The following is a 26606-nucleotide window of genomic DNA, read 5'->3' as shown; positions in this document are numbered from 1 at the left end:
TTATGGCGTTCTTCCTAGAATGGCAGTCCTGCTCCATGGCTGCGCCCGGAGGCTCTTGCCCGGTAGGCTTTCCGTGTGATCTTCAAGCGCATCGGAAATGGGCGGCCATATCCCGACCACGGCCGGGAAAGCACCCGGCAGTGGGCGGATGTCGCGCCGCGCCCGGTCCGCCTCGATCAACTGGTGACCACCAAGGGCAACCTGGATCTGGAGACCCTCCTCGCCGAGGACTCGACGTTCTACGGCGACCTGTTCGCGCACGTCGTGAAGTGGCAGGGCGACCTCTATCTGGAGGACGGACTGCACCGCGCGGTGCGCGCCGCACTCCAGCAACGCCAGGTCCTGCACGCCCGGGTGCTCGAACTCGGCTGACCGAGCGCGGCAGGGCTTGCCTCACGGGCCCTCAGCCCCTGAGCGTCACCCCGGGTTCGTTCGGGTGCATTCGCACCCGGACGGGTGCGATCCATTGATCATTTAGTAGGCATCATCACCGGGTCGCACTACGCTGCGCCCATGAGCATGCTCACTCCCCCCGGCATGGGCGGAAAGTACCGCATCACGGGCGACAAGTACCCGCGCATGCGCCGTCCCCGGCGCCGCGGCAAACTGATCCTCGCTGCCACCGCCTCCGTGGTTGCCCTCGGGCTGGCCGGATGGGGGACGCTGCAACTCATCGACGTCTTCACGGGCGGCGACAGGAAGGCCAGTGCCGCCGACCACAAGACCGACTGCCCGTCGGCCACACCGTCCGCGCCCGCGAAGGCGCTGCCGGCCCCCTCGAAGATCACCGTCAACGTCTACAACGCGACACCGCGCAGCGGCCTCGCCAAGAAGGCCGCGGACGAGCTGAAGAAGCGCGGCTTCACCATCGGCGAGGTGGGGAACGCCTCGGCCGCGTACGACAAGAAGGTCGCCGGCCCCGGCGTACTGCTGGGCGCCCCTTCGGCCACGAACGGCTCGTTCCCGGTGCTCGGCACACAGTTGGAGGGCACCTTGTCGAAGACCGACGCCCGCAGGACGACGGACGTCGATCTGATTCTCGGTACGAAGTTCACGACGTTCAGCACGCCGCAGTCGGCCGCCGCGGCGCTCGCCGCCCTGACGAAACCGTCCCCCGCACCGTCCTGCTGACGGACGGCTGACGGGACCGGCCCCGGCCCCGGCAACCCGCGCGCCGGTGCCGCCCCTCGCCGCGCCCTGCGGTCAGCGGGCAGGGCGGCCCCTCGTCCGCCGTGCGATGCACGGAGCCGGACGCGGGTCACCGGTCCGGCCCGTCCCGAACGAGCGGCCAGGCTAGAGCTTGTCCAGACAGAGGACGAACTGCTTGCCGGCGTGGCGCCGGGTGCCCCGTGTCTGTTCGCTGTAGCCGATGTCGGACTTCCCCTCGCATTTGGTGTCGTCGAGGGTGCCGCCGAAGACCTCGACCACCTTGTACGCGGCCTTGGAGTCGGAGCAGTCGACGATCTTCAGATCCGGCGAGACGGTCGAGCCGTGGTTCACCATGCAGTCGCCCGCCTCGGCCTCGCGGGCGTCGTCCCGGCTGACGAACCAGACGACGCCGAGCACGATGACGGCGACCACGACACCGATGATCCGCAGAATGTTCTTGATGCCCAGACCGCCGCCCCGGCGGGAGGGCGCGGGAGGCGGCGGCGGGGAGCCCCACTGCTGTTGCTGCGGCGGGTACGGCTGCTGCTGGGGGTACTGCTGCGGATAGCCGTACTGCTGCGGGGGCTGTTGCTGCGGGGGCTGTTGCTGCGGGTAGCCGTAGCCGGGCTGGGGCTGCTGGGGCGGGTACGGCTGCTGCCCGTACGGCGGGCCTTGCTGCGGCGGATAAGTCACGTGGATCCCCCTGGACACATCAGCGTTCTTCTGCTTTTGACGTGGGCACGTTATAGCACCGGTCCGGCACGCACCCAGAACCACAGGAGCCCTGTGACAGCTCCGTAAAGAAAGAACGGTGGCAGTCGGCACCAGAGTCGGCCATCGGCCGCCGGGCGGGAGCAGCGGGGCGGCGCCCCGCCACCCCGGCGAAGGCCATGGTGAGCAGCACGTCGTGAAGGGAGAAGACCCGGCCCCGGCAGGCGTCGTCCACTACCCGCCGCAGCACGGTTTCGGTGGAGATCTTCGAGCCCTGGGTGACCCGCCTCAGCAAGGAAGGCAGCCACCAGGAACGGTCCGGGGCGAAAGTGAGGGCGAGCGCCGCTCCCCGACATGCAAGGACCAGCGGCGGCAAGGAGATTACTGTCTGCGAGGCTGATGCCGGACGGACGGCGCACGTCCGCGACCCGGCATCCGCGCCGCACAGGTCACACGATCAAGCCAAGGGCTGTCCCGTAATCCGTGGCGCCCGCCAGGGACTACGGGACAGCGCTCAGTCGACCGTGCCGTACATCCGGTCGCCCGCGTCACCGAGGCCCGGGACGATGTAACCGTTCTCGTTGAGCCGCTCGTCGACCGAGGCGGTGACCACCGTCACCGGCGTGCCCGCCAGCTCGCGCTCCATCACCTCGACGCCCTCGGGCGCCGCGAGGAGCACGACCGCGGTGACGTCGTCCGCCCCGCGCTTGATCAGTTCCTGGATGGCCGCGACCAGCGTGCCGCCGGTGGCCAGCATCGGGTCCAGGACGTACACCTGGCGGCCCGAGAGGTCCTCCGGCATCCGCGTCGCGTACGTGGACGCCTGGAGCGTCTCCTCGTCACGGATCATGCCCAGGAAGCCCACCTCGGCGGTCGGCAGCAACCGCACCATGCCGTCGAGCATGCCGAGACCGGCCCGCAGGATCGGTACGACCAGGGGGCGCGGGTGCGACAGCTTCACACCGGTCGTCGGCGTGACCGGGGTCTCGATGTCGACCTGCTCGGTGCGTACATCCCGGGTGGCCTCGTAGGCGAGCAGGGTGACCAGCTCGTCGGCGAGCCGCCGGAAGGTCGGGGAGTCGGTGCGCCTGTCGCGCAGGGTGGTGAGTTTGTGCGCGACCAGTGGGTGGTCGACGACGTGGATCCGCATGGGTTCAACAGTAACCGGGCCTCCCGCACCCGTGCGCTGGCATCAACCACCTGTTCGGAGGGAAGGTGGGGGCATACGGACCCAGCCTGGGGGTGACGAGCCGATGCCGGACGGTGAGCAGCGGAAGCGGGACCAGCCGGAGCCGCCGGCCGCGCAGGACGCCGACACGGCGCGCCGCAGGCGGCGCGCCCAGTTCCTGCGCGAGCTCCACGAGGCGAAGGCACTCCGCGACCGGGTGCAGCCGCGCCGGGCCAGAGCGGCACGGATGCGCCAGGCCATGCGTATGCGGACCTTCCGCTGGTAGGTCGGACGGGCGGTCCGGTTCCCCCTGGTGGCGGCGTCCAGGAGAACTGATGGCCGACGCAACGGCCGAACTCCTCTCGTGGAGCCCATGTTTCTGCCACGATTCCGATGGGCGGGACCGCAGGGCAGCCGGGCCACCGACTGGCCTCCCGCCGGACCGACACCCCTATGACCAGTGGGAGAGTCACGGTGTATTTCGCCGCACTGCTCGCGCGCACCGAAGACGGGTGGGAAGCGAGCGACACGGAACTCGACAATGTGGAGACCCTGTCCGACCTGACGGACCTGGCCCGTGATGCCTCCGTCGACGAGGACACGGTGCTTGTCTTCATCGAGCAGGAGGACGCCTGGTTCGGCGTCGTCCGGGTGGACGGTGAGGAAGACCCCCGGATCTTCGTCTCGGACGCCACCGCCGCCGCCCGTTCCTCGTACGGGGAGATCCTGCTCACCGACGAACTGCTCGGCCGCGAACCAGAGGCCGACGACACGATCGCCGCCCTCGAAGAGCTCGTCGGCCTCGACGGTACGGAGGACGGCGAGCCGGACAACACCCCCGACAACGACAACAACAACGACAACGACGACGACAGCAACGACGGCGACGACGACGACTTCGATGCCGACGCGGTACCGGCGGGTCCGCTCGGCGACACCGGCGTCCTGGCCGACCTCGGGCTCCCCGAGGCGGAGCTGCTGATGCTGCGCACGGACGCGCTGGCGGAGATCGCGGACGCGCTGGGTGCGGCCGAGGTCCTGGAGACCGTCCGTTAAGGTCCGCGGGTGAGCGAACCACCGCACCCGCAAGGACCGCCGGAACCGCACGATCCCCCAACCCACACCCACCCGCACGATCCTGAAGAAGACCCGCACGATCCCGTGAGAGACCCGTGGCGGGCGCACATGCGCCGGGCCCTGGCCGAGGCGGAACTGGCGGCGCGGGCCGGCGATGTGCCGGTCGGCGCCGTCGTGCTCGGCCCGGACGGCTCCCTGCTCGCCGCGGGACACAACGAACGTGAGGCGACCGGCGACCCGACCGCGCACGCCGAGATCCTCGCCGTCCGCCGGGCCGCGGCGGCGCTCGGTCAGTGGCGGCTGTCCGGATGCACCCTGGTCGTCACCCTGGAACCCTGCACGATGTGCGCGGGTGCGCTGGTGCAGTCCCGGGTGGACCGGGTGGTCTACGGCGCACGCGACGAGAAGGCGGGGGCGGCGGGCTCCCTCTGGGACGTCGTACGCGACCGCCGGCTCAACCATCGTCCCGAGGTGATCCACGGAGTACTGGAGGACGTCTGCGCCGAGCGCCTGACGGCGTTCTTCCGCGCCCGCTGACCAGGCGTCCCGGCGTCCGCGGCCTGCTGCCGCCCATTTGATTTCGGCGGACGGCCGGGATGGTCTAAGCTCTCTCTCGGTAGCGTGTCCGAGCGGCCGAAGGAGCTCGCCTCGAAAGCGAGTGTGGGGAAACTCACCGAGGGTTCAAATCCCTCCGCTACCGCAGATGGATGAGGGGCCCGGTTCGCTGAACCGGGCCCCTCTTCCTGTTCCGTCTCGCCTTCCGCCGCCGCTCCCCCGGTCAGGGCCGGGGCCGATCGCGCGGCTGCCGTCCCCGTACGCCGGGTTCTTGGGGCCGTCGGCCCCGGACGCCGGACGAGTACCTGGAAACACCCGAGGGATACAGCCACACGTGCGGATAGAATCGCCCGACTGCACAGGGGATCGAAGGTGAGGCAGGGGCTGATGGTGCAAGCGAAGAAGATAGCTCTCTACGTGATAGTCGTCTTCGTGCTGTACACGATCATCACGTCCCCGGCACGGGCGGCTGATCTTGTCCAGGTAGGGTTCGAGGGCGTTTCGAGTGCCGCACAGGGCGTCGGTGACTTCATGTCCGAGCTCGTGAAGTAGGAGTACCCCATGATCCGCCATCTGGTCCTGTTCAAGCTGAACGACGGCGTGGAGCGGGACGACCCGCGGGTCGTCGCCGGGGCGAGGGCCTTCCAGGAGCTGTCGGGACAGGTTCCCGAACTGGAGTTCTGGGAGTGCGCCTGGAACATCACCGACCGGCCGATCGCCTACGACTTCGCCATCAACTCCGCGGTCGCCGACGAGGACGCGCTGAAGCGCTACATCGAGCACCCCGCCCATCAGGCCGCAGCCGGGCAGTGGCGCGCGTTCGCCACCTGGGTGATCGCCGACTATCCGTTCTGATCCCGCGGGCCCGCACGATCCGTTCGCCCCTCCCCGAGTCCCTCGCCACTACGGCGGGGGGCTTTTCTTAGTGTTTAAACCAAGATGACCCCAACACGACGCTATACGGTGCTTGCGCACAGTGGACATGTCTTGTGATGCTATGACCGCTTTTGACGGATGAGTTGACCGAAGTTGACCGCAGAGGGGTGGCGTCACCGTGCCGGCCAGTACAGCGCCTCAAGTGCCTCCCCAGAGCAGCCAGAGCGTCGAGACCGTGCAGAGCGCCGAGGCCGCCGAGACGGTCCGGACCGAGAGGCCCGACGGCACGACACCGCCCGCCAGGACCAGGGGCGCCGACACCAGGGCGCTCACCCAGGTCCTTTTCGGGCAGCTCAAGAACCTGGAGCCGGGAACCCCGGAGCACGGCCGGGTGCGGACGGCGCTGATCGAGGCCAACCTCCCCCTGGTGCGGTACGCCGCGGCACGCTTCCGGAGCCGCAACGAGCCGATGGAGGACGTCGTCCAGGTCGGCACGATCGGCCTGATCAACGCCATCGACCGGTTCGACCCCGAACGCGGTGTCCAGTTCCCGACGTTCGCGATGCCGACCGTCGTCGGCGAGATCAAGCGGTACTTCCGGGACAACGTACGGACCGTCCACGTCCCGCGCCGTCTGCACGAACTCTGGGTTCAGGTCACCGGCGCCACCGAGGACCTGACCACCGCCCACGGCCGCTCCCCCACCACCGCGGAGATCGCCGAGCGCCTGAAGATCTCCGAGGACGAGGTACTGGCCTGCATCGAGGCCGGCCGCTCCTACCACGCGACCTCACTGGAAGCCGCGCAGGAGGGCGACGGGCTGCCCGGCCTGCTGGACCGCCTCGGATACGAGGATCCGGCCCTCGCCGGGGTCGAACACCGCGACCTGGTCCGGCATCTGCTCGTACAGCTGCCCGAACGCGAGCAGCGCATTCTGCTGCTGCGCTACTACAGCAACCTCACACAGTCACAGATCAGCGCGGAACTGGGTGTCTCCCAGATGCATGTGTCAAGGCTGCTGGCCCGCAGCTTCGCCCGACTTCGATCCGCAAACAGGATCGAGGCGTAACCGGAACGGGTAGAGCACTCGAAGTCCGGTTCGGACGACAGAAATACCGCGCACCCCCTGTTAACTGCGCAGACGCCACCAAGACTTGTCGACATGTCACTACAGCGTGTTGCCGACATGTGACATTCTGCTGGAACCGCGTTTGCCGTGGCCTCGCCTCCGGTATTCAGGTGGAGGCTGCGTTCCTCCGATGGTCGCGGCTCAACGCGACCGTCCGCGACCTCAAGGGGGTGGCATGTCCGCAGAACAGGGCAGCTCGAAGGTGCTCACGCTCACGAAGAGCGCACCCGCACCCGCACCCGTCGGGCTCACCAGCTCGTCGGAAGCCATCGACACCCGTACTCTGTCCCGCTCCCTGTTCCTGCGGCTCGCCGCGCTGGGGCCCGCACCGGGCCCCGAGGGAACGGACAGCCCGGAGCGCGCCTATGTACGGGACACACTCATCGAGCTCAACCTCCCGCTGGTGCGCTACGCCGCGGCGCGGTTCCGGAGCCGCAACGAGCCGATGGAGGACATCGTCCAGGTCGGCACGATCGGCCTGATCAAGGCCATCGACCGGTTCGACTGCGAACGGGGCGTGGAATTCCCGACGTTCGCGATGCCGACCGTCGTCGGGGAGATCAAACGCTTCTTCCGCGACACCTCGTGGTCGGTGCGCGTCCCGCGCCGGCTCCAGGAGCTGCGGCTCGCGCTGACCAAGACCAGCGACGAGCTCGCCCAGAAGCTCGACCGCTCGCCGACCGTGCCCGAACTGGCCAAGGCGCTCGGCGTCTCCGAGGAGGACGTGGTCGACGGACTGGCCGTCGGCAACGCGTACACCGCTTCCTCACTGGACTCCCCCTCGCCCGAGGACGACGGCGGCGAGGGCTCTCTCGCGGACCGGCTCGGATACGAGGACTCGGCACTGGAGGGCGTCGAGTACCGCGAGTCGCTCAAGCCCCTGCTGGCCAAGCTCCCGCCCCGCGAACGCCAGATCATCATGCTGCGGTTCTTCGCCAACATGACGCAGTCGCAGATCGGCGAGGAGGTCGGCATCTCGCAGATGCACGTCTCCCGCCTGCTGACCCGCACGCTCGCACAGCTCAGGGAAGGGCTCATCGCAGACTGACCGCCGTGGAACGCCGCACCGTCACGCGAGGGTTCATATTTGACGGCCCGTCAGCCACACTGGCGCGATGCGACGTCAGATGCTCCACTCGACCGGCCGCCGAGGCACCGTGATCGCCGCCTCGGCGGCCGTGCTGTGTCTGGGCGGTGCGCTGGCCGCCTGCGGCGGCGGGACGGCGAACGACGGATACGTGGCGGTCGGCGCGGCGGGCACGGACGCCGGGAGAGCGCCGTCGGGGGCCGCGGCGCCGTCGGGAGAGGTGACGCTGGTGCCGCTGGACAAGGGTGGTGGGGGCGGCGGGAGCACCGGGGGCCGGGCCGGCGTCGACGGACCCGCGTCGGCTGCCTCCGCCACGGGCGAGGGCCCCGCGGATGCGAGCACCGCGGAGGGCGGGGCCGCCCGGTCGCCCGCAACGGACGGCAAGGGCGGCGCTACCGGCGAGAGCGGCGGCACGGGCCCTTCCACGGCCCCGTCCCCGTCGGCTCCCGGCTCCACGGCCCCCGCGACCCCGTCGGCTCCCGGCTCCGGCGCACCCGCGGGGCCTGCCGTGCTGGTGGCGGGCGCTCCCGAGCGGGCGGCCGCGGACGAGCGCTGGTGCGAGAAGGTGACCGTGGAGTTCCGCAACACCGGAGGATCGCCGGCGTCGTCGGGGACCGTCACCTTCGCCACACACGTCGTCGGCGGGCTGGGGATCGACTGGGCGACCGTGGAGACGTCCGGGCCGCTGCCCGCGCCGATCGACGCGGGAGCGGCCCGGACGAAGACGTACACCGTCTGTGTGGACGCCTGGCGGGTGCCCCTGGGCATGCATGTCGAGACCCGGGAGGTCACCGCCGTATCGGAGTGACAGGTGGAAGCGGAAGGTACGGAGGAATCGGTACGCCGGTCAGCCGAGCGCGAGCCAGGCGACCGCCGCGAGGACGACGACCACCGCGACGACGGTGACGATCACCCCGGTCCTCGGTCCGGACGAGGCGGCCGGCTGCTGCCGACGCTGCGGCTCGCCCTCGTCGACGAAGGCGCGGAACATCTGGGTGCTGCCGGCCGGGTCGTGGTTGCCCTCGGGGCCCTGCGGGGCGTGGGGGTTGTGTGCCATGGGCCAGGACCCTAGCGAACTCGGCGTGGGGGCCCAACCCCCGGGTCGCCGGAGGGCCGTGGCCGAGGGCGGCGGGCCCGCGCGGGCGCTCCGTACCCCTGCGCGCATCGCCCGTGCCCGACCGCCCGGTACCTCCGCTCGTCCACGCGACGGGGCCGTCCGACAAATCAACCCTTATCGAACACTCGACTGCCCCACCTGTGGCACGAGACACACTCGCCGCGATTCACCCCCGCACACGCTGGGGCTTTGACTCAAGCCCTACGGAGCCTTTTGCGTTCCTTTACTCCTGCAAGCCCTTTTTCGTTTGCCTTCAGCAACCAACGGCTTCTATGGTTGCCCTAAGCAACAAGATGAACCGGTGAAATGTCTGGGGGGCCCGTGGCCGTACGAAGTCAGTACGAGGAACTGGCCCGGCAGCTCAGCGCCATCGGGGTCGTCAAGCGAGGACTCGCCCGCACACTGCCCGCCGAATGCCCCGCCGGCTCCGCCGCCGTACTGGCGCTTCTCCGTGAACACGGTGAGATGCGGATCAGCCGACTGGCCGAACTGATGGCCATCGACATGTCTGTGACCAGCCGACATGTCGCCCATGTGGCAGAGCGCGGCTGGATCGAGCGATCCCACGACCCCGCGGACAAGCGGTCCCGGATCCTGCGGCTGACCCCCGCCGGACGCGACCTGCTCAGCGGCCTGAACCAACGGGTCACCGAAATGTTCGTCCACAACCTCTCCGACTGGTCCGACGACGACGTCGGCCGGCTCAACACGCTGCTGGCCCGGCTGCGCGACAGCTTCGCCTGTCGCGGCCCCGGCGGTTGCGCCCCCGGGAAGCACATCGGCGACTGCCGTACCCGGGCCGCCGACAGCGACAGTGACAACGAATCGCACACCCGTACACCCGTGTAACAGAAGCAAAGACAAGGAACTCAATGGCTACGACCACACCGACCGGTGTGCGGGGCGGCCACGCCAAGCACGGGGGATCATCCGATACCTCGTCCGGCGCGCCGATGACACACCGGCAGATCATGGAAGCACTGGCCGGGCTCATGCTCGGCATGTTCGTCGCGATCCTGTCGTCGACCGTCGTCTCCAACGCCCTTCCGGAGATCATCTCCGACCTCGGCGGCGGCCAGAGCGCCTACACCTGGGTCGTCACGGCCTCGCTGCTGGCAATGACCGCCACCACCCCCCTGTGGGGCAAGCTCTCCGACCTGTTCAGCAAGAAGCTGCTGGTCCAGATAGCACTCGTCATCTACGTCGCGGGCTCGGTCGTCGCCGGTCTGTCGACCAGCAGCGGCATGCTGATCGCCTGCCGTGTCGTCCAGGGCATCGGCGTCGGCGGTCTCTCCGCCCTCGCGCAGATCGTGATGGCGGCGATGATCTCCCCGCGCGAGCGCGGGCGCTACAGCGGATACATCGGTGCGGTGTTCGCCGTCGCCACCGTCGGTGGTCCGCTGCTCGGCGGTGTCATCACCGACACCAGCTGGATGGGCTGGCGCTGGTGCTTCTACGTCGGTGTGCCGTTCGCCGTCATCGCGCTGATCGTGCTCCAGAAGACCCTGAAGCTCCCGGTCGTGAAGCGTGACGTCAAGGTCGACTGGTGGGGCGCCTTCTTCATCAGCGCCGCCGTGTCGCTGCTGCTCCTCTGGGTGACCTTCGCGGGCGACAAGTACGACTGGCTCTCCTGGCAGACCGCGGCGATGCTCATCGGCTCGGCCGCGCTCGTGGCGCTCTTCGTCGCCGTCGAGTCCAGGGCCAGCGAGCCGATCATCCCGCTGCGCCTCTTCCGCAACCGCACCATCACGCTGGCGTCGGTGGCCTCGCTGTTCGTCGGTATCGCGATGTTCGCGGGCACCGTCTTCTTCAGCCAGTACTTCCAGCTGGCGCGCGGCAAGTCGCCGACGATGTCCGGCGTCATGACCATCCCGATGATCGTGGGCCTGTTCGTCTCCTCGACGGTCTCCGGCCAGATCATCACCAAGACCGGCCGCTGGAAGGCCTGGCTGGTCAGCGGTGGCTTCCTGGTCACCGCCGGGCTCGGACTGCTGGGCACCATCCGGTACGACACGCAGTACTGGCACATCGCGATCTACATGGCCGTCATGGGTCTCGGCATCGGCATGATGATGCAGAACCTGGTGCTCGCCACGCAGAACCAGGTCGCTCCGTCCGACCTCGGGTCGGCCAGCTCCGTCGTCACCTTCTTCCGTTCCCTCGGCGGTGCGATCGGCGTCTCGGCGCTGGGCGCCGTCATGGCGAACCGCGTCACGCACTACGTCAAGGACGGCCTCGCCGAGCTCGGTCCCAAGGGCGCGGCCTTCGGCCACGGCGGCACCGGCGGCGGGGGCATCCCCGACCTGGACAAGCTGCCCGCGCCGTTCCGTACGGTCGTGGAGAGTGCCTACGGGCACGGTGTCGGCGACGTCTTCCTGTACGCAGCCCCGGCCGCGCTGATCGCCTTCATCGTCACGATCTTCATCAAGGAGGTCGCGTTGAAGACGAACTCCGCGAACGAAACCGCGGCCACGGCCGAGGCCCCCGTCGCGGAGCCGGTCGACGCACTGGTGGCCGTCGGTGCCGCGGCCCCGGCCGTCGCCACTGCCGCCGTCGCTCCGGTCGCGTCGGCCTCGCCGGTCGCCACCCTGGAGGCCCCGGTCACCACCCGGCAGGGCACGGCCGTCCACGGTGTGGTGCGCGGCGCCGACGGCGCACCCGTCGCCCGGGCCGCCGTCACGCTGATCTCGCTGGCCGGCCGACAGCTGGGGCGCTCCGTCGCCCAGGCCGACGGCAGCTACGGTCTGGACGCGCCGGGCACCGGCAGCTACGTCCTGATCGCCTCCGCCGACGGCTTCCAGCCGCAGGCGTCCACCGTGGTCGTCGCCGAGGAACCGCTGGCGTACGACATCCTGCTCTCCGGTACGAGCGGCCTGGCCGGGACCGTGCGGACCGCCGAGACCTCCGCACCGGTCGAGGGCGCCATGGTCATCGTGACCGATGTGCGCGGTGATGTGCTGGCCACCGGCAAGTCCGGCGAGACGGGCGAGTTCACCTTCGGTGAACTGGTCCCCGGTTCGGTGACCGTCGCGGTGAACGCCACCGGGTTCCGTCCGCTGGCGCTGCCGGTGGAGATCGCCGCCCAGGGTGTCACCCGGATCGAGGCCGCGCTGCAGTCCGGTGCGCTGGTGCAGGGCGTCGTGCGGGCCGGTTCCGTCCGGGCCCCGCTGCCGGACGCCCGGGTCACGCTGGTCGACGCGGCGGGCAATGTCGTCGCCACGGCCACGACCGGCCAGGACGGGGCGTACGCCTTCGCCGACCTGGACGCGGGCGAGTACTCGGTCATCGCGACCGGCTACCCGCCGGTGGCCGGCGCGCTCACCGTGGCCGGTCGCGGGGTCGACGGCCACGACATCGAGCTCGCCCACCCCGGCGAGTAACCACAGACCCCTGGCGGGTCGGCGTTTCGAGCGGAGACGCTGTACCGGCCGGTGGAAATGGGCCCCGGTGGCGGGGACGGCAGGCAGGGGACGGCCTGCCGTCCCCGCCCCGGGGCCCGACTCATTGAGTCATGGAGCAAGGAGAGAAAACGGGATGGGACTTCGCGCACAGGTACGGACGCGGGACGGCTGGGCGGTCCAGCACGCGGTCGTGACGGTCACCGACATGACCGGCACACAGGTGCTGCGGGCCGCCGCCGACGAGGACGGGGCGGTGCTGACCGACACCCCCCTGCAGGCCGGCGCGTACACAGTGATCGTCACCGCGGTCGGGTACGCCCCCGCCGCCTCCACCGCGCTCGTCACGGCGAGCGGGCGGGTCGAGGCCGGCACCGTGGTGCTGACCCGCCAGGGCGGTGTGGAGCTCCCGCCGCCGGGCGCCTGGTCGCTGGACCCGGCGCACTGCTCGGTGGCCGCGGTCGCGCAGCACCTGGGCATCTCCAGCGTGCGCGGCCGGTTCACCGAGTTCAGCGGCCGGATCGAGATCGCGGACGACGTGCAGCGGTCCCGGGTCGACGCCGTGATCAGCGCGGCCAGCATCGACACCGGCAACGGCATGCGCGACAAGCACCTGCGCTCGCCGGACTTCCTGGACTCGGACCGGTTCCCGGAGATCACGTACCGCTCCGAAGGGCTGGAGCCGGCCGGTCCCGACCGCTGGACCGTGCACGGCGAGCTGACGATGCACGGTGTCGCGCGCGCCGTCGACCTGGACCTGAGCTACCTGGGCACCGGCCCCGACCCGTGGGGCGGTACGCGCGCGGCGTTCGGCGCCACGGCCGAGCTGCGCCGCGACGACTTCGCGATGAACTACAACCAGGTGGTGCAGGCGGGCATCTCGGCGATCGGAACGACGCTGCGGGTGGAGCTGGACATCCAGGCCGTGCAGGGTGACTCCCTGCCGTCGTAGTCTGCGGACATGGCACCCCACATCGCGACGAACACCGCCGTGGAACTCGACGAGTTGCTCGCTTTCGTACGGCCCAGGCACCGGGCGGTCCTGCTGACCACCCGGTCCGACGGCCGCCCCCAGGGCTCCCCGTTGACCTGCGGCGTCGACGACTCGGGGCGGATCGTCGTCTCGACCTACCCCGAACGGGCCAAGACCCGCAACGCGAAACGGGACGCACGCGTCAGCGTGATCGTCCTGTCCGACGACTGGAACGGGCCGTGGGTACAGATCGACGGCTCGGCCGAGGTGATCGACTCACCGGACTCGGTCGAGCCGCTCGTCGAGTACTTCCGGAACATCTCGGGTGAGCACCCGGACTGGGACGAGTACCGGGCGGCGATGGTGAAGCAGGGGAAGTCGATCATCCGGATCACTCCGGAGCGCTGGGGCCCCCTGGCCACCGGCGGCTTCCCCGCCCGCCTGGCGTCCGACGGCTGACCGCTTCCCGGATGCGTTCCCGGATCCCGTCCCCGATGTCCTCCCCGCCGCGTGAACACGTTCCGGCGCCGGCCCTGCTCGCGCGGGCCCGGCTGCTGGCGGCACCGACGGTGAGCGCCGACGTCGTCCGCGAGCTGGAGCGGATCACCGGCCGCCCCGTGGAACAGGGCTTCTCCGGCACGGCCCCGGAGGAGCCCTTCCTCTGCGTCGGGGCCTCGCTGCCGGACGCGCTGCGGAACGGTCCGCTGGTGTGGTTCCACAGCGTGAACGCCGGCACGGACGCCCTGCTCGCCGCCGGACCGTGGCCGTCCGGTGCGCTGCTCACCCGGACGGTGGGCCGCATGGGGGAGCGGATCGCCCAGTACGTACTGGCCTGGGTCCTCGCCGACTGCCAGTCCGTCCCCGAGTTCGCCGCCCAGCACGCACGGGCCGAGTGGCGCCGTATCCCCTCCGAGCTCGCCGCCGGCCGGACGGCCGTGGTCTACGGGACCGGCCGCATCGGCTCGGTTGTCGCAGCCGCGCTGCGCGGCTGCGGCATCCGGACCGTGGGCGTGGGGCGCGAGGCGCGTACGGCGCCGCCGGCGGGCTTCGACCGGGTCGTCGGGGCGGCCGACGACGCGCGGCCACTCGCCTCCGCGCGATGGGTGGTCTCCACGCTGCCGCTGACCCCCGCCACGGACGGGTTCTTCGGAACGGACCGCTTCGCGGCCATGGGCGGTGCCACCTTCGTCAATGTCGGCCGGGGCGCGACGGTGGACATGCGGGCACTGGAGGCCGCGCTGCGCTCCGGTGCGGTGGGGCGAGCGGTGCTCGACGTACTGCCCGAGGAGCCCGCCCCGCCCGGCGACCCCTGCTGGCGGCTCCCCCGTACGGTGATCACCTCGCACTCGGCGGGCATCACGACGGACGAGGACATCGTCGTCGACTTCGGCGCGTGCTGGGAGGCGGTGACGCGGGGGCGGCTGCCGGAGACGGCGGTGGATGTGGCGCGCGGGTACTGAGGGGGCCGGGGAGGCCGGGCCCTAAGGGCGGTCCCTCATCGCCTCGATGCCCGCGATCAGCAGGTCGAGGGCGAAGGTGAAGTCCCGCTCGCGCATCTCCTCGACCGTGTCGCCGCCCCGCGCGTCCATCAGGTCCTGCGAGGACTCGACGATCCGGCTGAGCCGGGGCTGGGACCGTATGGTGCTCAGCGCCTGCTGGAAGAACTCGTCCTGGCTGATCCCCGACTCCGCGCTGCGCTGGACGAAGTGGGCCTCGATGGTGCCGAATCCGTACACGAACTGGAAGACCGCCGACAGGGCGCCCGTCTGCCGGTGCAGCGGCAGACCCGTCGCCCGGACCACGTCCTGCATGGCGTGCGAGAACAGCATCGAGTGCGGGCCCATGTTGAGGAAGTGACCGGCGAGCGGCGACACCCAGACGTGCCGGACCAGCAGTTCCCGGTAGGAGACGGCGAGTTCGCGCAGCCGGTCGTGCCAGTGCGCGTCCTCGTGAGGAGGCCCGATCTCGCTGTAGACCGAGTCGAGGGCCAGTTCCAGCAGATCGTCCTTGGTGTCCACGTACCAGTAGAGGGACATCGCGGTGACGTTCAGTTCGGCGGCGAGCCGGCGCATGGAGAACTTGGCGAGGCCCTCGGCGTCCAGCAGCCGTACCGTCGCCGCGATGATCCTGTCCCGGCCGAGGCCGGCCGGCTGGTCCGGTCTGCGGGCGCGCGACGGCGTCCGCTCGTCCAGCCACACACTGGTCCTGGCGGGGCTCTTCACACGGTCGGCCGCGGACACCATGGCGCACTCTCCTCGTCTTGCCGGCGGGACGGATCGGATACGTACCCGTGCGCACGAAGCGGACTCATACGGTCCGAGGCGCCCCGCGTCGATGCTATGCCGCCGCCTCCGACCCGGCCGGGCCCACCCGGGCGGACTCGGTCCGCTCCGCCCGGCGCAGAAGCACCGCGGCCAGCAGCCCACCGGCCAGCACCGCCACGGCTCCGACCAGTTGGCTCGTCTCCAGTCCCGAGGCGAAGGCGTCCGCGATCCGCACCCGCTCGCCGGCGTCGGTGGCCGACGCGAGCGCGGCGGGCAACGAGGCGGCCCCGACGGCCGCGGGCACGAGCGTCGCGAACCGCGAGTTGAGCACCGCGCCGAGAACGGCGACGCCCAGGCCGTTGCCGAATTCGGCGAGCGTGCCGTTGACCCCCGCGCCCACGCCCGCCTTCTCCGGCGGAATGGCACTCATGATCGCGTTGGCCATGGCGGGCGCGGCGGTCGCGATGCCGGCGCCCATCACGACCAGGCCGAACAGCATGCCTCCGTAGCCGTCGCCGCCGAGCAGCGCGATCGCGGCGAGACCCGCGGCCAGCAGGCTCATCCCGGCTCCGATGGTGACGGGCGTGCCCAGCTTCGACACCAGCCTGGCCCCCAGTCCGGTGAGGTTGAGCGCGATGACGCTCAGGGCCAGCGGGGCCGTGCGCAGGCCCGCCTCCAGCGGCCCGTATCCGAGGACGAACTGGAGCTGCTGGGTCAGCAGGAACAGCGAGCCGCCCATCCCGAACGCGACCAGGATCGCGCCCGCGACCGCCCCGATGAACTTCTGGTTCCGGAAGAAGTGCATGTCCAGCATCGGATACGGGATGTGCAGCTCCCACAGCACGAACCCGGTGAGGACGGCGACCCCGACGAAGGCGGTCAGCAGCACCCGGCCCGACGTCCAGCCGTGCTCCGGGCCGGAGATGATCGCGTACACGACGGAGGCCATGCCGATGGTGGAGAGCAGCGCGCCGAACAGGTCGGGACGTTCGCCGTGGGGGTTCTTGGACTCCGGGACGAGCCGGACGACGGCGGCCAGACCTACGATCGCGACGGGAATGTTGATCAGGAAGATCGCGCCCCACCAGAAGTGGTCGAGCATCACTCCGCCGATCAGCGGTCCGACGGCGAAGCCGAGCGAACTGACGGTGGACCAGATACCGATCGCCTTGACCCGCTCCGTGTCGTCGAAGATCTGCACGACAACGGCCAGGGTCGTCGTCATCAGCAGCGCACCGCCGATGCCCATGCCCGCCCGGGCGGCGATCAACTGGGCGGAGGACTGGGCCAGTCCCGCCACCAGCGAGCCGGCACCGAACAGGGCGAGCCCCGCGACGAGCATCTTCTTGCGGCCGTAGCGGTCGGCCGAACTGCCCGCCGTGAGCAGCAGACCCGACTGGACCAGCGAATAGGCGTTGATCATCCACTGCACATCGGCGGTGGAGGCGTCCAGCTCCCGGGTGAGGGAGGGGATCGCGACGTTGAGCACGGTGTTGTCGAGCAGCACGGTGAGCTGGGCGAGGCAGATCACTCCGAGGATCAGCCAGCGCTGCGGATGTCTCGGTGGCGGGAGGTGGTTCTGCTCGGCGGCGTTCGCCGTCATGCGGACTCCTGATGCCTTATACGGTGTACGAGGATGAGATGTACACCGTAGAGCCGCCTTCGTGCGGTGCACAGCTCATTTCCGCGCGATACCGTGCTCGCCGCTGATCCGACAAGGACTGGAGTGGTATGTCACTGCGTCGTCGCACGGTGGAAGTACTCGTCACGGCGGGCCTGTTGGGGGCCGCCCTCGCGCCCCCCGCATCGGCCGCCGGAGAGGGGAACACGGTGCCGCTGCGCGTGGCCACGTACAACATCCACGCGGGCGCGGGCATGGACAACGTCTTCGACCTCGACCGCCAGACGGCCGCACTCCGCTCGCTGGACGCCGATGTGATCGGGCTGCAGGAGGTCGACGTCCACTGGGGCACCCGCAGCGAAGGGCGCGATCTGGCGGCCGAGTTGGCCGATCGGCTGGGCATGCACGTCTCGTTCGCCCCGATCTACAGCCTCGATCCGGAGGCGCCGGGCGAGGCCCGGCGCGAGTTCGGGGTCGCGGTGCTGTCCCGGTACCGGATCGTGAGCGCCGAGAACCACGACATCACCCGGCTCTCCACCCAGGATCCGAACCCGGTTCCGGCCCCCGCGCCCGGCTTCGGCGAGGTGGTCCTGCGGGTGAAGGGGCTGCCCGTGCACGTGTACGTGACGCATCTCGACTACCGCGCCGACCCCTCCGTACGCACCGCTCAGGTCGCCGACACCCGCCGGATCATGGCCGAGGACACAGCACCGGGACGGCAGAAGGTGCGGCAGATCCTGCTCGGCGACTTCAACGCGGCACCCGCCGCTCCCGAACTCTCGCCGCTGTGGCGGGAACTGACGGACATCGAGCCCGGCGGGCCGACCTACCCGGCGCAGGATCCGGTGCAGCGGATCGACTACGTGGCGGTGTCGAAGGATTCCGTCCGGGTACGCGACGCGGCGGTGGCCGAGACACTTGCCTCGGACCACCGCCCGGTCGTCGCGGATCTGCTGCTGCGGCGCTGAGCCCGATGTGCCGCGCTTCGGGCGGGTCAGGTCGCCGGGCCCTGTCGGGCCGGACCGCTGAGCCCTGTGTGCGGCTCTTCCGAGCCCTGTGTGCGGGCTCTTCGGCCGGGTCAGGTCGCTGAGCCCTATGTGCCGCTCTTCGGCTGGGTCAGGTCGTAGAAGGTGGAGCTGCCGACCGTGACCTCCTCGAAGTTCTCCTCCACCCAGGAGGAGATCTGGGACGAGGTGCCGCTGTCGCCGCCGCCTCCGCCCATTCCGCCCGCGATGAAGTAGTGGATCCTGCCGTCCTCGACGTACTTCTTGAACTGGGAGAGCGTCGGGGACGGGTCACTCCCGTTGAAGCCGCCGATCGCCATCACCGGGTCCTCGGTGGCGAGTTGGTAGCTCGCGGCGTTCTGCGAACCGATGGCGGCGGCGACCCAGGTGTAGTCCCCGGCGTTCTTCTCCAGCAGTTTCTCGGCCTCGGCGCTGACGGACGAGCCGTTGAGGAGACCGCCCATGCCGCCGCCGGCACCGCCGGGACCGCCGGCTTCGCCCATGCCACCGGGTGCGGTGCCAGTGCCGGTGCCGGTGCCGGGCATGCCTCCGGGCTGCTGCCCGTTCTGCTGATTGCCGCCCTGGCCCTGCCGGCCGGTGGGGCCGCCGCCCTGGCCGCCGGTGGGAGGCTGTCCCATCCCTCCGCCCTGCCGGCCTCCGCCCTGCTGGTTGCCCTGGCCGGGAGGCTGCATGCCACCGGGCATCCCACCGCCGCCGGGGCCACCCCTGCCGCCGCCGGGTCCGCCCATGCCGCCGCCGGACGGGCCGGCCGTGACGATCGATCCCTGGTGCCCGGTGTTCAGCGTACTGAGGGTGTACGCCGCCGGACCCGCCAGCGACGCCGCGCAGCTCACCATCACCACCGCGAACGCCAGCCGGCGCCCGAGACGCGCGACGAGCAGCAGACCCACCGCACCCACCAGCCCGCCGACGAGGACACTCCAGCGCAGCCACGGCAGGTAGTCCGGGGTCCGCCCCAGCAGGACGTACGACCAGAGCGCGGTCACCGCGACGGTGACACCGAGCACTGCGCCGGCCCACCACCTGGCCCGCTCCTCCCACAGCACCGTGGCACCCATGCCGACGAGCGCCGCGAGGTACGGGGCGAGGGCGACCGTGTAGTACTGGTGGAAGATGCCGGCCATGAAGCTGAAGACGAGGGCCGTCATCAGCAGCGAGCCGCCCCAGGCGAGGAACGCCGCGCGAGCGGTGTCGGTCCGCTTCGCCCTCCAGGTCAGCCAGACGCCCGCGACGAGCAGGATCAGCGCGGCGGGCAGCAGCCAGGAGATCTGGCTGCCGATCTCGGAGTTGAACATCCGGCCGATGCCGGTCTCGCCCCACTGCCCGCCGGCCTGGCCACCGCCGCCGCCTCCCCCGCCCACGCTGCCGGTCTCGTCACCGTTGATCCGGCCGAGGCCGTTGTAGCCGAAGGTCAGCTCCAGGAAGGAGTTGTTCTGCGAACCGCCGATGTACGGACGCGACGAGGCGGGCCACAGTTCGACGATCGCCACCCACCAGCCGCCCGCGACGATCATCGCCAGCGCGGAGAGCCCGAGCTGGCCGAACCGTTTGCGCACGGAGACCGGCGCGAACACCGCGTACAGCACGGCCAGCGGCGGCAGGATCAGGAACGCCTGAAGAGTCTTGGACAGGAACGCGAAGCCGACCGCGACACCCGCCCACACCAGCCACTTGGTCCGGCCGTTCTCCATCGCGCGCAGCACGCAGTAGACGGTGACGGTCATCAGCAGCGCCAGCAGCGCGTCCGGGTTGTTGAAGCGGAACATCAGCGCGGCGACGGGCGTGAGCGCGAACACCGCCATCGTGATCAGTCCGGCGGCGGCGTTGAACCGGCGGCGTACGGCCGCGTACAGCACCCCGGCCGTGGCCACCCCCATCAGCACCTGCGGGACCAGGATCGCCCACGAGCTCAGGCCGAAGATCCGCACCGACAGGGCCATCGGCCAGAGCGTGGCCGGCGGCTTGTCGACCGTGATCGCGTTGGCCGCGTCCAGCGAACCGAAGAAGAAGGCTTTCCAGCTCTGGCTGCCCGCCTGGACGGCGGCGCTGTAGAAGGAGTTGGCGTACCCGGAGGCGCTGAGGTTCCACAGATAGGCGAGCCCGATGACCAGCAGCATGACCAGGAAGGCGGGCCGCGCCCAGCGCGGGTCCTCGGGCCTGCCGCGCCACAACCGTCGCGTCGGAGGCATGTGCGGGCGTGCGTGGCCGGCCCCGGCGGAGGGTGTCGGTGGCGGGGGCGCCGGCGCGTCCGGCGGAGCCGGGAGGTGGTCGGGGTGCAGCGTGGTCATCGGACGTTCCCCAGTTCGTGGTGAGTGTCGTCGGCGCGCCCGGCCGGGGCCGGGGCCCCGGGAGCCGTGTGAGCTGTGTGAGCCGTGTGGCTCCCGGCCGGGGCGGGGGCTGCGGAGGCCGTATGAACGGTGTGAGCCGTGTGGCTCCCGGCCGGGGCGGGAGCTCCGGGGCCTGCGGGAGCCGTGTGCCGTCCGGCGGCCCGCTCCGGGAAGACCCAGGCGCGGAAGAGCAGGAACCGCAGCACCGTCGCCGCGAGGTTGGCCGCGATCAGCACGGCGAGTTCCGTGGTGTGCGACGGCGATCCGGACGCCGTTCCCAGAGCGGCCAGCGAGCCGCTGGTCAGGGCCAGACCGATGGCGAAGACGACCAGGCCCTGTGCCTGGTGGCGTACGGCTCCGCCCCGGCCGCGTACGCCGAAGGTGAGCCTCCGGTTGGCCGCCGTATTGGCGACGGCCGACACCAGCAGCGCGCCGCCGTTGGCGAGCTGCGGGCCGACGCCCAGCCGGAAGAGCGAGTACAGCGCGAGATAGAAGAGCGTGGAGAGCGCGCCGACGACACAGAACCCCACGAGCTGCCGGGCCAGGCCGCGCGGCACCCCGCTCAGCGCGCGGTCGCGCGGATCGTCTCCGAAGGGCCTGGCCAGCCGGTCCAGTGGCAGGGCGCCGACCGCCAGCGCCCGGCCCACCCGCCACACGCCCTTCAGGTCCTCGGTCGCGGTCCGCACGATGTGGACGGTGGAGTCGGGATCGTCGACCCAGTCGACCGGCACTTCGTGGATCCGCAGCCCGGCGCGCTCGGCGAGCACCAGCATCTCGGTGTCGAAGAACCATCCCGTGTCCTCGACCATCGGCAGCAGCCGCTGCGCGACCTCGCGCCGGATGGCCTTGAACCCGCACTGTGCGTCGCTGAACCGGGCGGCCAGCGACGAGCGGAGGATGAGGTTGTAGGCGCGCGAGATGAACTCCCGCTTCGATCCGCGCACCACCCGCGAGCTGCGGGCCAGCCGCGAGCCGATCGCCAGGTCCGAGTGGCCCGAGATCAGGGGGGCGACCAGCGGCAGCAGCGCGTTGAGGTCGGTGGAGAGGTCGACGTCCATGTAGGCCAGGACCGGGGCGTCCGAGTGCGTCCAGACGGTGCGCAGCGCCCGTCCTCGGCCCTTCTCCTCCAGCCGGTACGACCGCACCCGGGGCAGCTGAGCCGCGAGCCGGGCCGCCACCTGCGGGGTCCGGTCGGTGCTCGCGTTGTCCGCGACGGTGATCCGGAAGGCGTACGGGAAGGTGCGTGCCAGATGGTCGTGCAGGCGCAGCACACACGGTTCGAGGTCCTTCTCCTCGTTGTAGACGGGTACCACCACATCGAGTACGGGCGCACCTGCCGCATCGACCGCTCCGGCGAGGAGGTGGTCCCGGGCCGGCAGGGTGCTCCAAGGAGTGTCGGTTCGCATGCCATCGACTCTCGGGGGCGCCGCTGTCACGCCGATGTGTTGAGCCTGTCCCCCTGCTGTGAGTGCGGCAGGGCCGGGGAAACCGCGGGCGGATGAGCCGAGGGCACCACGGGCAGATGGACGGCGAACACGGTGTGCCCCGGGACCGAGGACACCTCGACCCGGCCGCCGTGCGCGGCGACGACGGCCTGCACGATGGCGAGCCCGAGCCCGGTGGAACCCGCGTGGCGGGAGCGCGAGGCGTCACCGCGCGCGAACCGTTCGAAGACATGCGGCAGCAACTGGGGCGGGATACCTTGCCCGTTGTCCTGCACCTCCAGCGTCACCCAGGGGTGACCGGCCACGGCGCGCACCCGCACGGTGACGGTGGTGCCGGGCGGGGTGTGCGTACGGGCGTTCGCCAGCAGATTGACCAGGACCTGATGGAGCCGGGTCGAATCCCCGTACACCATCGCGGGCTCGTCCGGCAGTTCGAGACGCCAGTGATGGTCCCCGTGCCCGGCGGCGCGGGCATCGCTCACCGCGTCGACGACGACCGGTGACAGATCGGTGCTCTCCTGACTGAGCGGACGCCCGGCGTCCAGACGGGCGAGCAGCAGCAGGTCCTCCACCATGCCCGTCATCCGCTCCGCCTCGGACTCGATCCGCCCCAGGGCGTGCCGGGTGTCGGGGCCGGTCTCCTCGCGGCCGCGCCGGGTCAGCTCGGCGTATCCCCGGATCGAGGCCAGCGGAGTGCGCAGCTCGTGACTGGCGTCCGCGACGAACTGGCGCACCCGCATCTCGCTCTCCTGCCGCGCCGCCAGCGCCGAGCCGACATGGCCCAGCATCCGGTTGAGTGCGGCGCCCACCTGTCCGACCTCGGTCCGCGGGTCGGCCTCGGCCTCCGGAACCCGTTCCAGGGGAGCCACCTCACCGCTGTGCAGCGGGAGTTCGGAGACCCGGGTGGCGGTCGCGGCGACCCTGCGCAACGGCCTCAGCGCGACACCGACCATGGCGGCGCCCGCGATACCGGCCGCGATCAGGCCGGCACCGGTGACACAGACCTCGACGAGGATCAGCGTGGTGAGGGCGGAGCCCACCTCGGTGGCGGGGATCCCGACGAGGAACGTCGTCCCCTGCGGGCCCGCGACGGCCTCCACCCGGCTGGCACCGAGCCCGGGCAGATCGATGCTCCGCGCCCCGCCGCCGACGGGCGTGTCCGCCGACTCCAGGGCGCTGCGCTGGGCACCGGTCATCGGGTATCCGGTGTCCTCGGCCCCCGGCTCCGGCGTGGTCGAACTCTCCGTGACCACCCGCGACGCGGTGACCGAGCCGTCGTCCGCCACAGCGGCGCCGAAGGCGCCGACGGGCAGCCCGCGCGCGTCGACGAAGGCCAGCGGATCGTCGCTCTGCGGTGCGGCGTCGGGCATCGGCCCCGCACCGCCCCCCGGCGGCTTCGCGGCCCGCATGGCGATGGAGTGCAGCTGGTCGTCGAGCTTGCCGTACATGTAGGTGCGGTAGGCGATGGTGGTGACCGATCCGATCACCGCGGCGACCACGGCGATCAGTGTCACCGCCGAGACCACGAGGCGGGTCCGGAGCGTCCACGGACCCCGCCCGCGCCTGCGCCCGCTCACGTGCCTATTCACCGGGCTTGATGAGGTATCCCGCCCCGCGCCGGGTGTGGATCATCGGCGTCCGTCCGGCGTCGATCTTCTTGCGCAGGTACGAGATGTACAGCTCGACGACGTTCGCCTGACCGCCGAAGTCGTAGTTCCACACCCGGTCCAGGATCTGTGCCTTGCTCAGTACCCGCCGCGGGTTGCGCATCAGGAAGCGGAGCAGTTCGAACTCGGTCGCCGTGAGGTGGATGGACGCCCCGCCCCGGCTCACCTCGTGACTGTCCTCGTCCAGGACCAGATCGCCGACGACGAGCGTCGACTCGCTGCGCACCGCCGCCGTACCGGACCGCCGGATCAGCCCGCGCAGCCGCGCCACGACCTCCTCCAGGCTGAACGGCTTGGTGACGTAGTCGTCGCCGCCCGCCGTCAGCCCGGCGATCCGGTCCTCCACCGCGTCCCGCGCGGTAAGGAACAGGACGGGGACCTCGGAGAGCTCCCGGCGCAGTCTGCCGAGCACGGCGAACCCGTCCGTGTCGGGCAGCATCACGTCGAGGATCACCGCGTCGGGCCGGAAGTCGCGCGCCGTCCGTACGGCACTGGCACCGTCCCCGGCGCTGCGGACCTCCCAGCCCTCGTAACGCAGGGCCATGGAGAGCAGCTCAGCGAGCGGAGCCTCGTCGTCCACCACCAGCACACGGACAGGGCTGCGGTCGGCCCTCAGCAGTTCGTTACGCCCCTGGGGCGAGGTCGTCGTCGTCATGTCTCAACCCTGTGAGGTCGCTCTGAGAGGGCCCTTTCCCGAATCTGTGAATTACCTGAGAATGCGGCCGTCGCGGAGGGAGCTCAGGGAGCTTCACGAAGCTTCGCTGAGGGCTACGGGACAGCCCTTGGGCTTCACGGAACGTCGCCAGGCTCCACGAAGCCTCGCTGGGCTTCACGAAGCCTCGCTGGGCTCACGGAGCTTCGCCGGCCCGTCAGTCCGCGTCCACGCCGAAGAGCGCGCTCGCGTTCCCGTGGCAGACCGCGCGCAGCCAGTCGTCCCCCAACTCCAGCCGTTCCAGCGCGTGCAGCTGATGCGCGTACGGATACGGAATGTTCGGGAAGTCCGTCCCCAGCAGAATCCGGTCCCCGAGCGCCGAAAGCCGCCCCCGCTCGGACACCGGGAACGGTGTGACGTCCTCCGTGAAGTCCGTGAACGCCATCGTCGTGTCGAGCCGCACCTGCGGGTACGTCTCCGCGAGCGCCAGGAACTCCGCGTACTCCGGCATCCCCAGATGCGCCACGATCAGCGGCAGCCGCGGATGCCGGGCGAGCAGCCGGCCGATCGGTTCGGGCCCGGTGAACGCGCCGGGCGCCGGCCCGGAGCCGCAGTGCATCACCACCGGAACCCCAGCCTCCGCGAGCAGCCCCCACACCGCCTCCAGCAGCGGGTCGTTCGCGTCGTACGCGCCGACCTGAAGGTGCGACTTGAAGACCCGTGCCCCCGCCTCCACGGCCTCGCGCACGTACCGCTCCACGCCCTCCTCCGGGAAGAACGTCGCGGTGTGCAGGCACTCCGGCACCCGGCGCGCGAAGTCCGCCGACCAGCCGTTCAGCCAGGCCGCCATCCCGGCCTTGTGCGGATAGAGCATCGAGGTGAACCGGAGCACACCGAACGAGCGCAGCAGCGCGAGGCGTTCGTCCTCGTCGTGGCGGTACGCGATCGGCCACTCCATCCCCGTCAGCGGCCCGGCGGAGTCGAAGTACGCCCAGACCTTGCGGAGGACCCGGTCCGGCATGAAGTGCGTATGGACATCGATGATCCCGGGCAGCCCCAGCCGTTCCCAGAACCGCACGACATCGTCGGCGTCACCCCGCATCACGCACCCCTCTCAGCCGTCAGGGCAGGAATTCACCCGTCATGGCAGGAACTCACCTGTCAGGACCGGACCTCACCTGTCGGGACCGGCCTTCGCGCGTCAGAACCGGACCTCACCCTTCAGGACCGGCCTTCGCGCGTCAGGACCGAATCTCACCCGTCAGGGTCCGACGATCTCAGAACAGCCCGTCCTGCACGCCACCGCCTCCGATGTCGGTCACCGGCACGCCCACTCCCGCGCGCGCGTCGGCACCCACCAGTTCCCATCCGGTCATCAGCCGGGTGTCCAGCACCACGACTCCGTCCGTCACCGTCTCCAGATGCAGATCGGGCCCCGCCGCGGCCACCAGCCGCCCGGCGACCACACCCCCGTCCACCAACTCGGTGACCGCCCGGGTCACCTCGACCACGCCGTCCAGCCCGAACACCCCGGCATGATCGACCGCCTCGAACGGCAGCCGCTCCAGCGTCCGGGGCCACCCGGCCCCCTCCAGCGCCGCGGCCCGCCCGTAGACCTCCGCCACCTCGGCCCGCCGCTCCGCCACCCCCGGCAGCGCCGCGCGCACGGCGCGCTTCCTCGCGTACGGGATCCGGTCCGGCACCCCGAGCGCCGACCTGAGCAGTTCCTCGGTCCGCCGCGCCGCCATCAGCGGCCCCCGGCCCAGCCAGCTGAACACCACGGCCCCCTGCTCCCGCAGCCGCGCCGCCTCCCGCTCCTCGGCGGTGATCCCGGCCTTCACCATCCCCGGCCCGAACCATGCGAGATACACGCGGTACGTCCGGGGGTCGTCGGCGATCGTGTCGGCGGCCACCGAATGCGCCCGGTCGAGCCGCGCACACTCAGGACACCGCGCCCCCGTGCTCCGGCCCGACACCACGGCACTCAGCGGACACGCGTTCCCGCGCGCCCCGACACAGCGCCGCTCCCCCACGGCCCGGAACCCGAGCTCCGTCCCGTAGGCCGGCGCACTCCCCCGTACGGCACGGCCCCGCCGCCACCCCAGCACGGGCGCCCCCTGCGCGTCCGGCCACCGCAGACCGGTGCACTGCCAACCCATGCGCGCACTCCCGTGTTCCGATGCGGGCGGAGAGAATACCGAGAGACTTCCGGAGGATTCCGGGTTCTGCGACCACTGTGCACCCCGCACGAATCGAATCGGCACCCTTCCGGTCCGCAGGGTCCGCAGGGTCCGCAGGGTCCGCAGGTACGGACTGAGCAGCGTTCGGTGCCGCCGTTCCTCCACCACAGAATGGGGGCGGCGCC

General features: G+C 70.9%; 27 protein-coding genes and 1 tRNA gene. 17 read left to right on the top strand and 11 right to left on the bottom strand.

Annotation, left to right across the window (positions count from 1 at the left end):
• The first annotated feature begins 75 nt into the window (after positions 1–75).
• Complete coding sequence (locus ACFVUT_RS33860; RefSeq protein ID WP_072488263.1) at positions 76–372, top strand: type II toxin-antitoxin system VapB family antitoxin; 297 nt, start codon at positions 76–78, stop codon at positions 370–372.
• Positions 373–537: 165 nt separating this feature from the next.
• Positions 538–1131 (top strand): LytR C-terminal domain-containing protein, encoded by a 594-nt coding sequence (locus ACFVUT_RS33855; protein WP_389651075.1) that lies wholly within the window; start codon positions 538–540, stop codon positions 1129–1131.
• 162 nt (positions 1132–1293) lie between these two features.
• Here ACFVUT_RS33855 and ACFVUT_RS33850 read toward each other — a convergent pair whose 3' ends face one another.
• Entirely contained in the window at positions 1294–1842 is a 549-nt protein-coding gene (locus tag ACFVUT_RS33850) for a hypothetical protein (protein WP_389650988.1), read from the bottom strand.
• A gap of 532 nt (positions 1843–2374) precedes the next feature.
• Positions 2375–3010: a uracil phosphoribosyltransferase gene (gene upp, locus ACFVUT_RS33845; protein WP_093900065.1), complete on the bottom strand. Its 636-nt coding sequence runs from the start codon at positions 3008–3010 to the stop codon at positions 2375–2377.
• Positions 3011–3113: 103 nt separating this feature from the next.
• On the opposite strand from upp, the gene ACFVUT_RS33840 reads away from it, so the two are divergent.
• From ACFVUT_RS33840 to ACFVUT_RS33800, 9 genes are all read left to right on the top strand, one after another.
• Complete coding sequence (locus ACFVUT_RS33840; protein ID WP_389650985.1) at positions 3114–3314, top strand: hypothetical protein; 201 nt, start codon at positions 3114–3116, stop codon at positions 3312–3314.
• A gap of 188 nt (positions 3315–3502) precedes the next feature.
• Complete coding sequence (locus tag ACFVUT_RS33835; RefSeq protein ID WP_389651072.1) at positions 3503–4084, top strand: hypothetical protein; 582 nt, start codon at positions 3503–3505, stop codon at positions 4082–4084.
• Between the two features lie 129 nt (positions 4085–4213).
• The gene (gene tadA / locus ACFVUT_RS33830; RefSeq protein ID WP_389651069.1) at positions 4214–4642 is read left to right on the top strand and encodes a tRNA adenosine(34) deaminase TadA; all 429 of its coding nucleotides are present in this window, start codon (positions 4214–4216) and stop codon (positions 4640–4642) included.
• Positions 4643–4720: 78 nt separating this feature from the next.
• Positions 4721–4805 (top strand) — tRNA-Ser (locus tag ACFVUT_RS33825).
• 242 nt (positions 4806–5047) lie between these two features.
• Positions 5048–5212 carry a hypothetical protein gene (locus ACFVUT_RS33820; RefSeq protein WP_176729265.1) on the top strand — a complete coding sequence of 55 codons (165 nt, stop codon included), beginning with the start codon at positions 5048–5050 and terminating at the stop codon, positions 5210–5212.
• Between the two features lie 9 nt (positions 5213–5221).
• Positions 5222–5515 (top strand): Dabb family protein, encoded by a 294-nt coding sequence (locus ACFVUT_RS33815; RefSeq protein ID WP_389650982.1) that lies wholly within the window; start codon positions 5222–5224, stop codon positions 5513–5515.
• Positions 5516–5714: 199 nt separating this feature from the next.
• A complete protein-coding gene (locus tag ACFVUT_RS33810) occupies positions 5715–6605 on the top strand; it encodes an RNA polymerase sigma factor SigF (RefSeq protein ID WP_389650980.1) in 891 nt (296 codons plus the stop codon).
• A 235-nt stretch (positions 6606–6840) separates the two neighbouring features.
• Complete coding sequence (locus ACFVUT_RS33805) at positions 6841–7713, top strand: RNA polymerase sigma factor SigF (protein ID WP_389650977.1); 873 nt, start codon at positions 6841–6843, stop codon at positions 7711–7713.
• Between the two features lie 67 nt (positions 7714–7780).
• A complete protein-coding gene (locus ACFVUT_RS33800; protein WP_389650974.1) occupies positions 7781–8560 on the top strand; it encodes a hypothetical protein in 780 nt (259 codons plus the stop codon).
• A gap of 39 nt (positions 8561–8599) precedes the next feature.
• On the opposite strand, the gene ACFVUT_RS33795 is transcribed toward ACFVUT_RS33800, so the two are convergent.
• Complete coding sequence (locus tag ACFVUT_RS33795) at positions 8600–8809, bottom strand: hypothetical protein (protein ID WP_389650971.1); 210 nt, start codon at positions 8807–8809, stop codon at positions 8600–8602.
• A 381-nt stretch (positions 8810–9190) separates the two neighbouring features.
• Between ACFVUT_RS33795 and ACFVUT_RS33790 the strand changes: the two genes are divergently transcribed.
• The 5 genes from ACFVUT_RS33790 (at position 9191) to ACFVUT_RS33770 (ending at position 14700) form a co-directional block, all read left to right on the top strand.
• Positions 9191–9718 (top strand): MarR family winged helix-turn-helix transcriptional regulator, encoded by a 528-nt coding sequence (locus ACFVUT_RS33790; RefSeq protein ID WP_389650969.1) that lies wholly within the window; start codon positions 9191–9193, stop codon positions 9716–9718.
• Between the two features lie 23 nt (positions 9719–9741).
• The gene (locus ACFVUT_RS33785; protein WP_389650966.1) at positions 9742–12249 is read left to right on the top strand and encodes an MFS transporter; all 2508 of its coding nucleotides are present in this window, start codon (positions 9742–9744) and stop codon (positions 12247–12249) included.
• 154 nt (positions 12250–12403) lie between these two features.
• Positions 12404–13219 carry a YceI family protein gene (locus ACFVUT_RS33780; RefSeq protein ID WP_389650964.1) on the top strand — a complete coding sequence of 272 codons (816 nt, stop codon included), beginning with the start codon at positions 12404–12406 and terminating at the stop codon, positions 13217–13219.
• Between the two features lie 9 nt (positions 13220–13228).
• Complete coding sequence (locus tag ACFVUT_RS33775; RefSeq protein ID WP_389650961.1) at positions 13229–13699, top strand: PPOX class F420-dependent oxidoreductase; 471 nt, start codon at positions 13229–13231, stop codon at positions 13697–13699.
• Between the two features lie 35 nt (positions 13700–13734).
• Positions 13735–14700, top strand: a complete 966-nt coding sequence (locus tag ACFVUT_RS33770; RefSeq protein WP_389650959.1) for an NAD(P)-dependent oxidoreductase — start codon at positions 13735–13737, stop codon at positions 14698–14700.
• A gap of 21 nt (positions 14701–14721) precedes the next feature.
• Here ACFVUT_RS33770 and ACFVUT_RS33765 read toward each other — a convergent pair whose 3' ends face one another.
• Complete coding sequence (locus tag ACFVUT_RS33765; RefSeq protein WP_389650956.1) at positions 14722–15483, bottom strand: TetR/AcrR family transcriptional regulator; 762 nt, start codon at positions 15481–15483, stop codon at positions 14722–14724.
• Positions 15484–15577: 94 nt separating this feature from the next.
• Positions 15578–17107, bottom strand: coding sequence for an MFS transporter (locus ACFVUT_RS33760; protein WP_389650953.1), 1530 nt, complete (start codon positions 17105–17107; stop codon positions 15578–15580).
• 128 nt (positions 17108–17235) lie between these two features.
• Here ACFVUT_RS33760 and ACFVUT_RS33755 point away from each other — a divergent pair, with 128 nt between their 5' ends.
• Positions 17236–18093 (top strand): endonuclease/exonuclease/phosphatase family protein, encoded by an 858-nt coding sequence (locus ACFVUT_RS33755; protein WP_389650951.1) that lies wholly within the window; start codon positions 17236–17238, stop codon positions 18091–18093.
• A gap of 125 nt (positions 18094–18218) precedes the next feature.
• On the opposite strand, the gene ACFVUT_RS33750 is transcribed toward ACFVUT_RS33755, so the two are convergent.
• The 6 genes from ACFVUT_RS33750 to ACFVUT_RS33725 all read right to left on the bottom strand — a co-directional run bounded on the left by ACFVUT_RS33750 (position 18219) and on the right by ACFVUT_RS33725 (position 26400).
• Positions 18219–20438, bottom strand: coding sequence for a glycosyltransferase family 39 protein (locus ACFVUT_RS33750; RefSeq protein ID WP_389650948.1), 2220 nt, complete (start codon positions 20436–20438; stop codon positions 18219–18221).
• Positions 20435–21883, bottom strand: coding sequence for a glycosyltransferase (locus ACFVUT_RS33745; protein ID WP_389650945.1), 1449 nt, complete (start codon positions 21881–21883; stop codon positions 20435–20437). The genes ACFVUT_RS33750 and ACFVUT_RS33745 overlap by 4 nt, the downstream gene beginning before the upstream one ends.
• A gap of 26 nt (positions 21884–21909) precedes the next feature.
• A complete protein-coding gene (locus tag ACFVUT_RS33740) occupies positions 21910–23499 on the bottom strand; it encodes an ATP-binding protein (RefSeq protein ID WP_389650942.1) in 1590 nt (529 codons plus the stop codon).
• Between the two features lie 4 nt (positions 23500–23503).
• The gene (locus ACFVUT_RS33735; RefSeq protein WP_389650940.1) at positions 23504–24244 is read right to left on the bottom strand and encodes a response regulator transcription factor; all 741 of its coding nucleotides are present in this window, start codon (positions 24242–24244) and stop codon (positions 23504–23506) included.
• Positions 24245–24458: 214 nt separating this feature from the next.
• Positions 24459–25343, bottom strand: a complete 885-nt coding sequence (locus tag ACFVUT_RS33730) for an amidohydrolase family protein (protein WP_389650937.1) — start codon at positions 25341–25343, stop codon at positions 24459–24461.
• Between the two features lie 175 nt (positions 25344–25518).
• Positions 25519–26400, bottom strand: coding sequence for a DUF2797 domain-containing protein (locus ACFVUT_RS33725; RefSeq protein WP_389650934.1), 882 nt, complete (start codon positions 26398–26400; stop codon positions 25519–25521).
• Between the last annotated feature and the right edge of the window lie 206 nt (positions 26401–26606).

The sequence above is a fragment of the Streptomyces sp. NPDC058051 genome (assembly GCF_042885475.1).
Lineage (GTDB): Bacteria > Actinomycetota > Actinomycetes > Streptomycetales > Streptomycetaceae > Streptomyces.
This window is presented reverse-complemented; position numbering and strand designations above follow the sequence as displayed.

Coding starts and splice junctions, on each gene's coding strand:
- ACFVUT_RS33725 (WP_389650934.1), bottom strand. CDS start 26,400: ATGGGTTGGCAGTGCACCGGTCTGCGGTGGCCGGACGCGCAGGGGGCG.
- ACFVUT_RS33795 (WP_389650971.1), bottom strand. CDS start 8,809: ATGGCACACAACCCCCACGCCCCGCAGGGCCCCGAGGGCAACCACGAC.
- ACFVUT_RS33735 (WP_389650940.1), bottom strand. CDS start 24,244: ATGACGACGACGACCTCGCCCCAGGGGCGTAACGAACTGCTGAGGGCC.
- ACFVUT_RS33775 (WP_389650961.1), top strand. CDS start 13,229: ATGGCACCCCACATCGCGACGAACACCGCCGTGGAACTCGACGAGTTG.
- tadA (WP_389651069.1), top strand. CDS start 4,214: ATGCGCCGGGCCCTGGCCGAGGCGGAACTGGCGGCGCGGGCCGGCGAT.
- ACFVUT_RS33745 (WP_389650945.1), bottom strand. CDS start 21,883: ATGCGAACCGACACTCCTTGGAGCACCCTGCCGGCCCGGGACCACCTC.
- ACFVUT_RS33770 (WP_389650959.1), top strand. CDS start 13,735: ATGTCCTCCCCGCCGCGTGAACACGTTCCGGCGCCGGCCCTGCTCGCG.
- ACFVUT_RS33755 (WP_389650951.1), top strand. CDS start 17,236: ATGTCACTGCGTCGTCGCACGGTGGAAGTACTCGTCACGGCGGGCCTG.
- ACFVUT_RS33840 (WP_389650985.1), top strand. CDS start 3,114: ATGCCGGACGGTGAGCAGCGGAAGCGGGACCAGCCGGAGCCGCCGGCC.
- ACFVUT_RS33855 (WP_389651075.1), top strand. CDS start 538: ATGGGCGGAAAGTACCGCATCACGGGCGACAAGTACCCGCGCATGCGC.
- ACFVUT_RS33800 (WP_389650974.1), top strand. CDS start 7,781: ATGCGACGTCAGATGCTCCACTCGACCGGCCGCCGAGGCACCGTGATC.
- ACFVUT_RS33730 (WP_389650937.1), bottom strand. CDS start 25,343: ATGCGGGGTGACGCCGACGATGTCGTGCGGTTCTGGGAACGGCTGGGG.
- ACFVUT_RS33805 (WP_389650977.1), top strand. CDS start 6,841: ATGTCCGCAGAACAGGGCAGCTCGAAGGTGCTCACGCTCACGAAGAGC.
- ACFVUT_RS33820 (WP_176729265.1), top strand. CDS start 5,048: ATGGTGCAAGCGAAGAAGATAGCTCTCTACGTGATAGTCGTCTTCGTG.
- ACFVUT_RS33760 (WP_389650953.1), bottom strand. CDS start 17,107: ATGACGGCGAACGCCGCCGAGCAGAACCACCTCCCGCCACCGAGACAT.
- upp (WP_093900065.1), bottom strand. CDS start 3,010: ATGCGGATCCACGTCGTCGACCACCCACTGGTCGCGCACAAACTCACC.
- ACFVUT_RS33750 (WP_389650948.1), bottom strand. CDS start 20,438: ATGACCACGCTGCACCCCGACCACCTCCCGGCTCCGCCGGACGCGCCG.
- ACFVUT_RS33780 (WP_389650964.1), top strand. CDS start 12,404: ATGGGACTTCGCGCACAGGTACGGACGCGGGACGGCTGGGCGGTCCAG.
- ACFVUT_RS33815 (WP_389650982.1), top strand. CDS start 5,222: ATGATCCGCCATCTGGTCCTGTTCAAGCTGAACGACGGCGTGGAGCGG.
- ACFVUT_RS33785 (WP_389650966.1), top strand. CDS start 9,742: ATGGCTACGACCACACCGACCGGTGTGCGGGGCGGCCACGCCAAGCAC.
- ACFVUT_RS33765 (WP_389650956.1), bottom strand. CDS start 15,483: ATGGTGTCCGCGGCCGACCGTGTGAAGAGCCCCGCCAGGACCAGTGTG.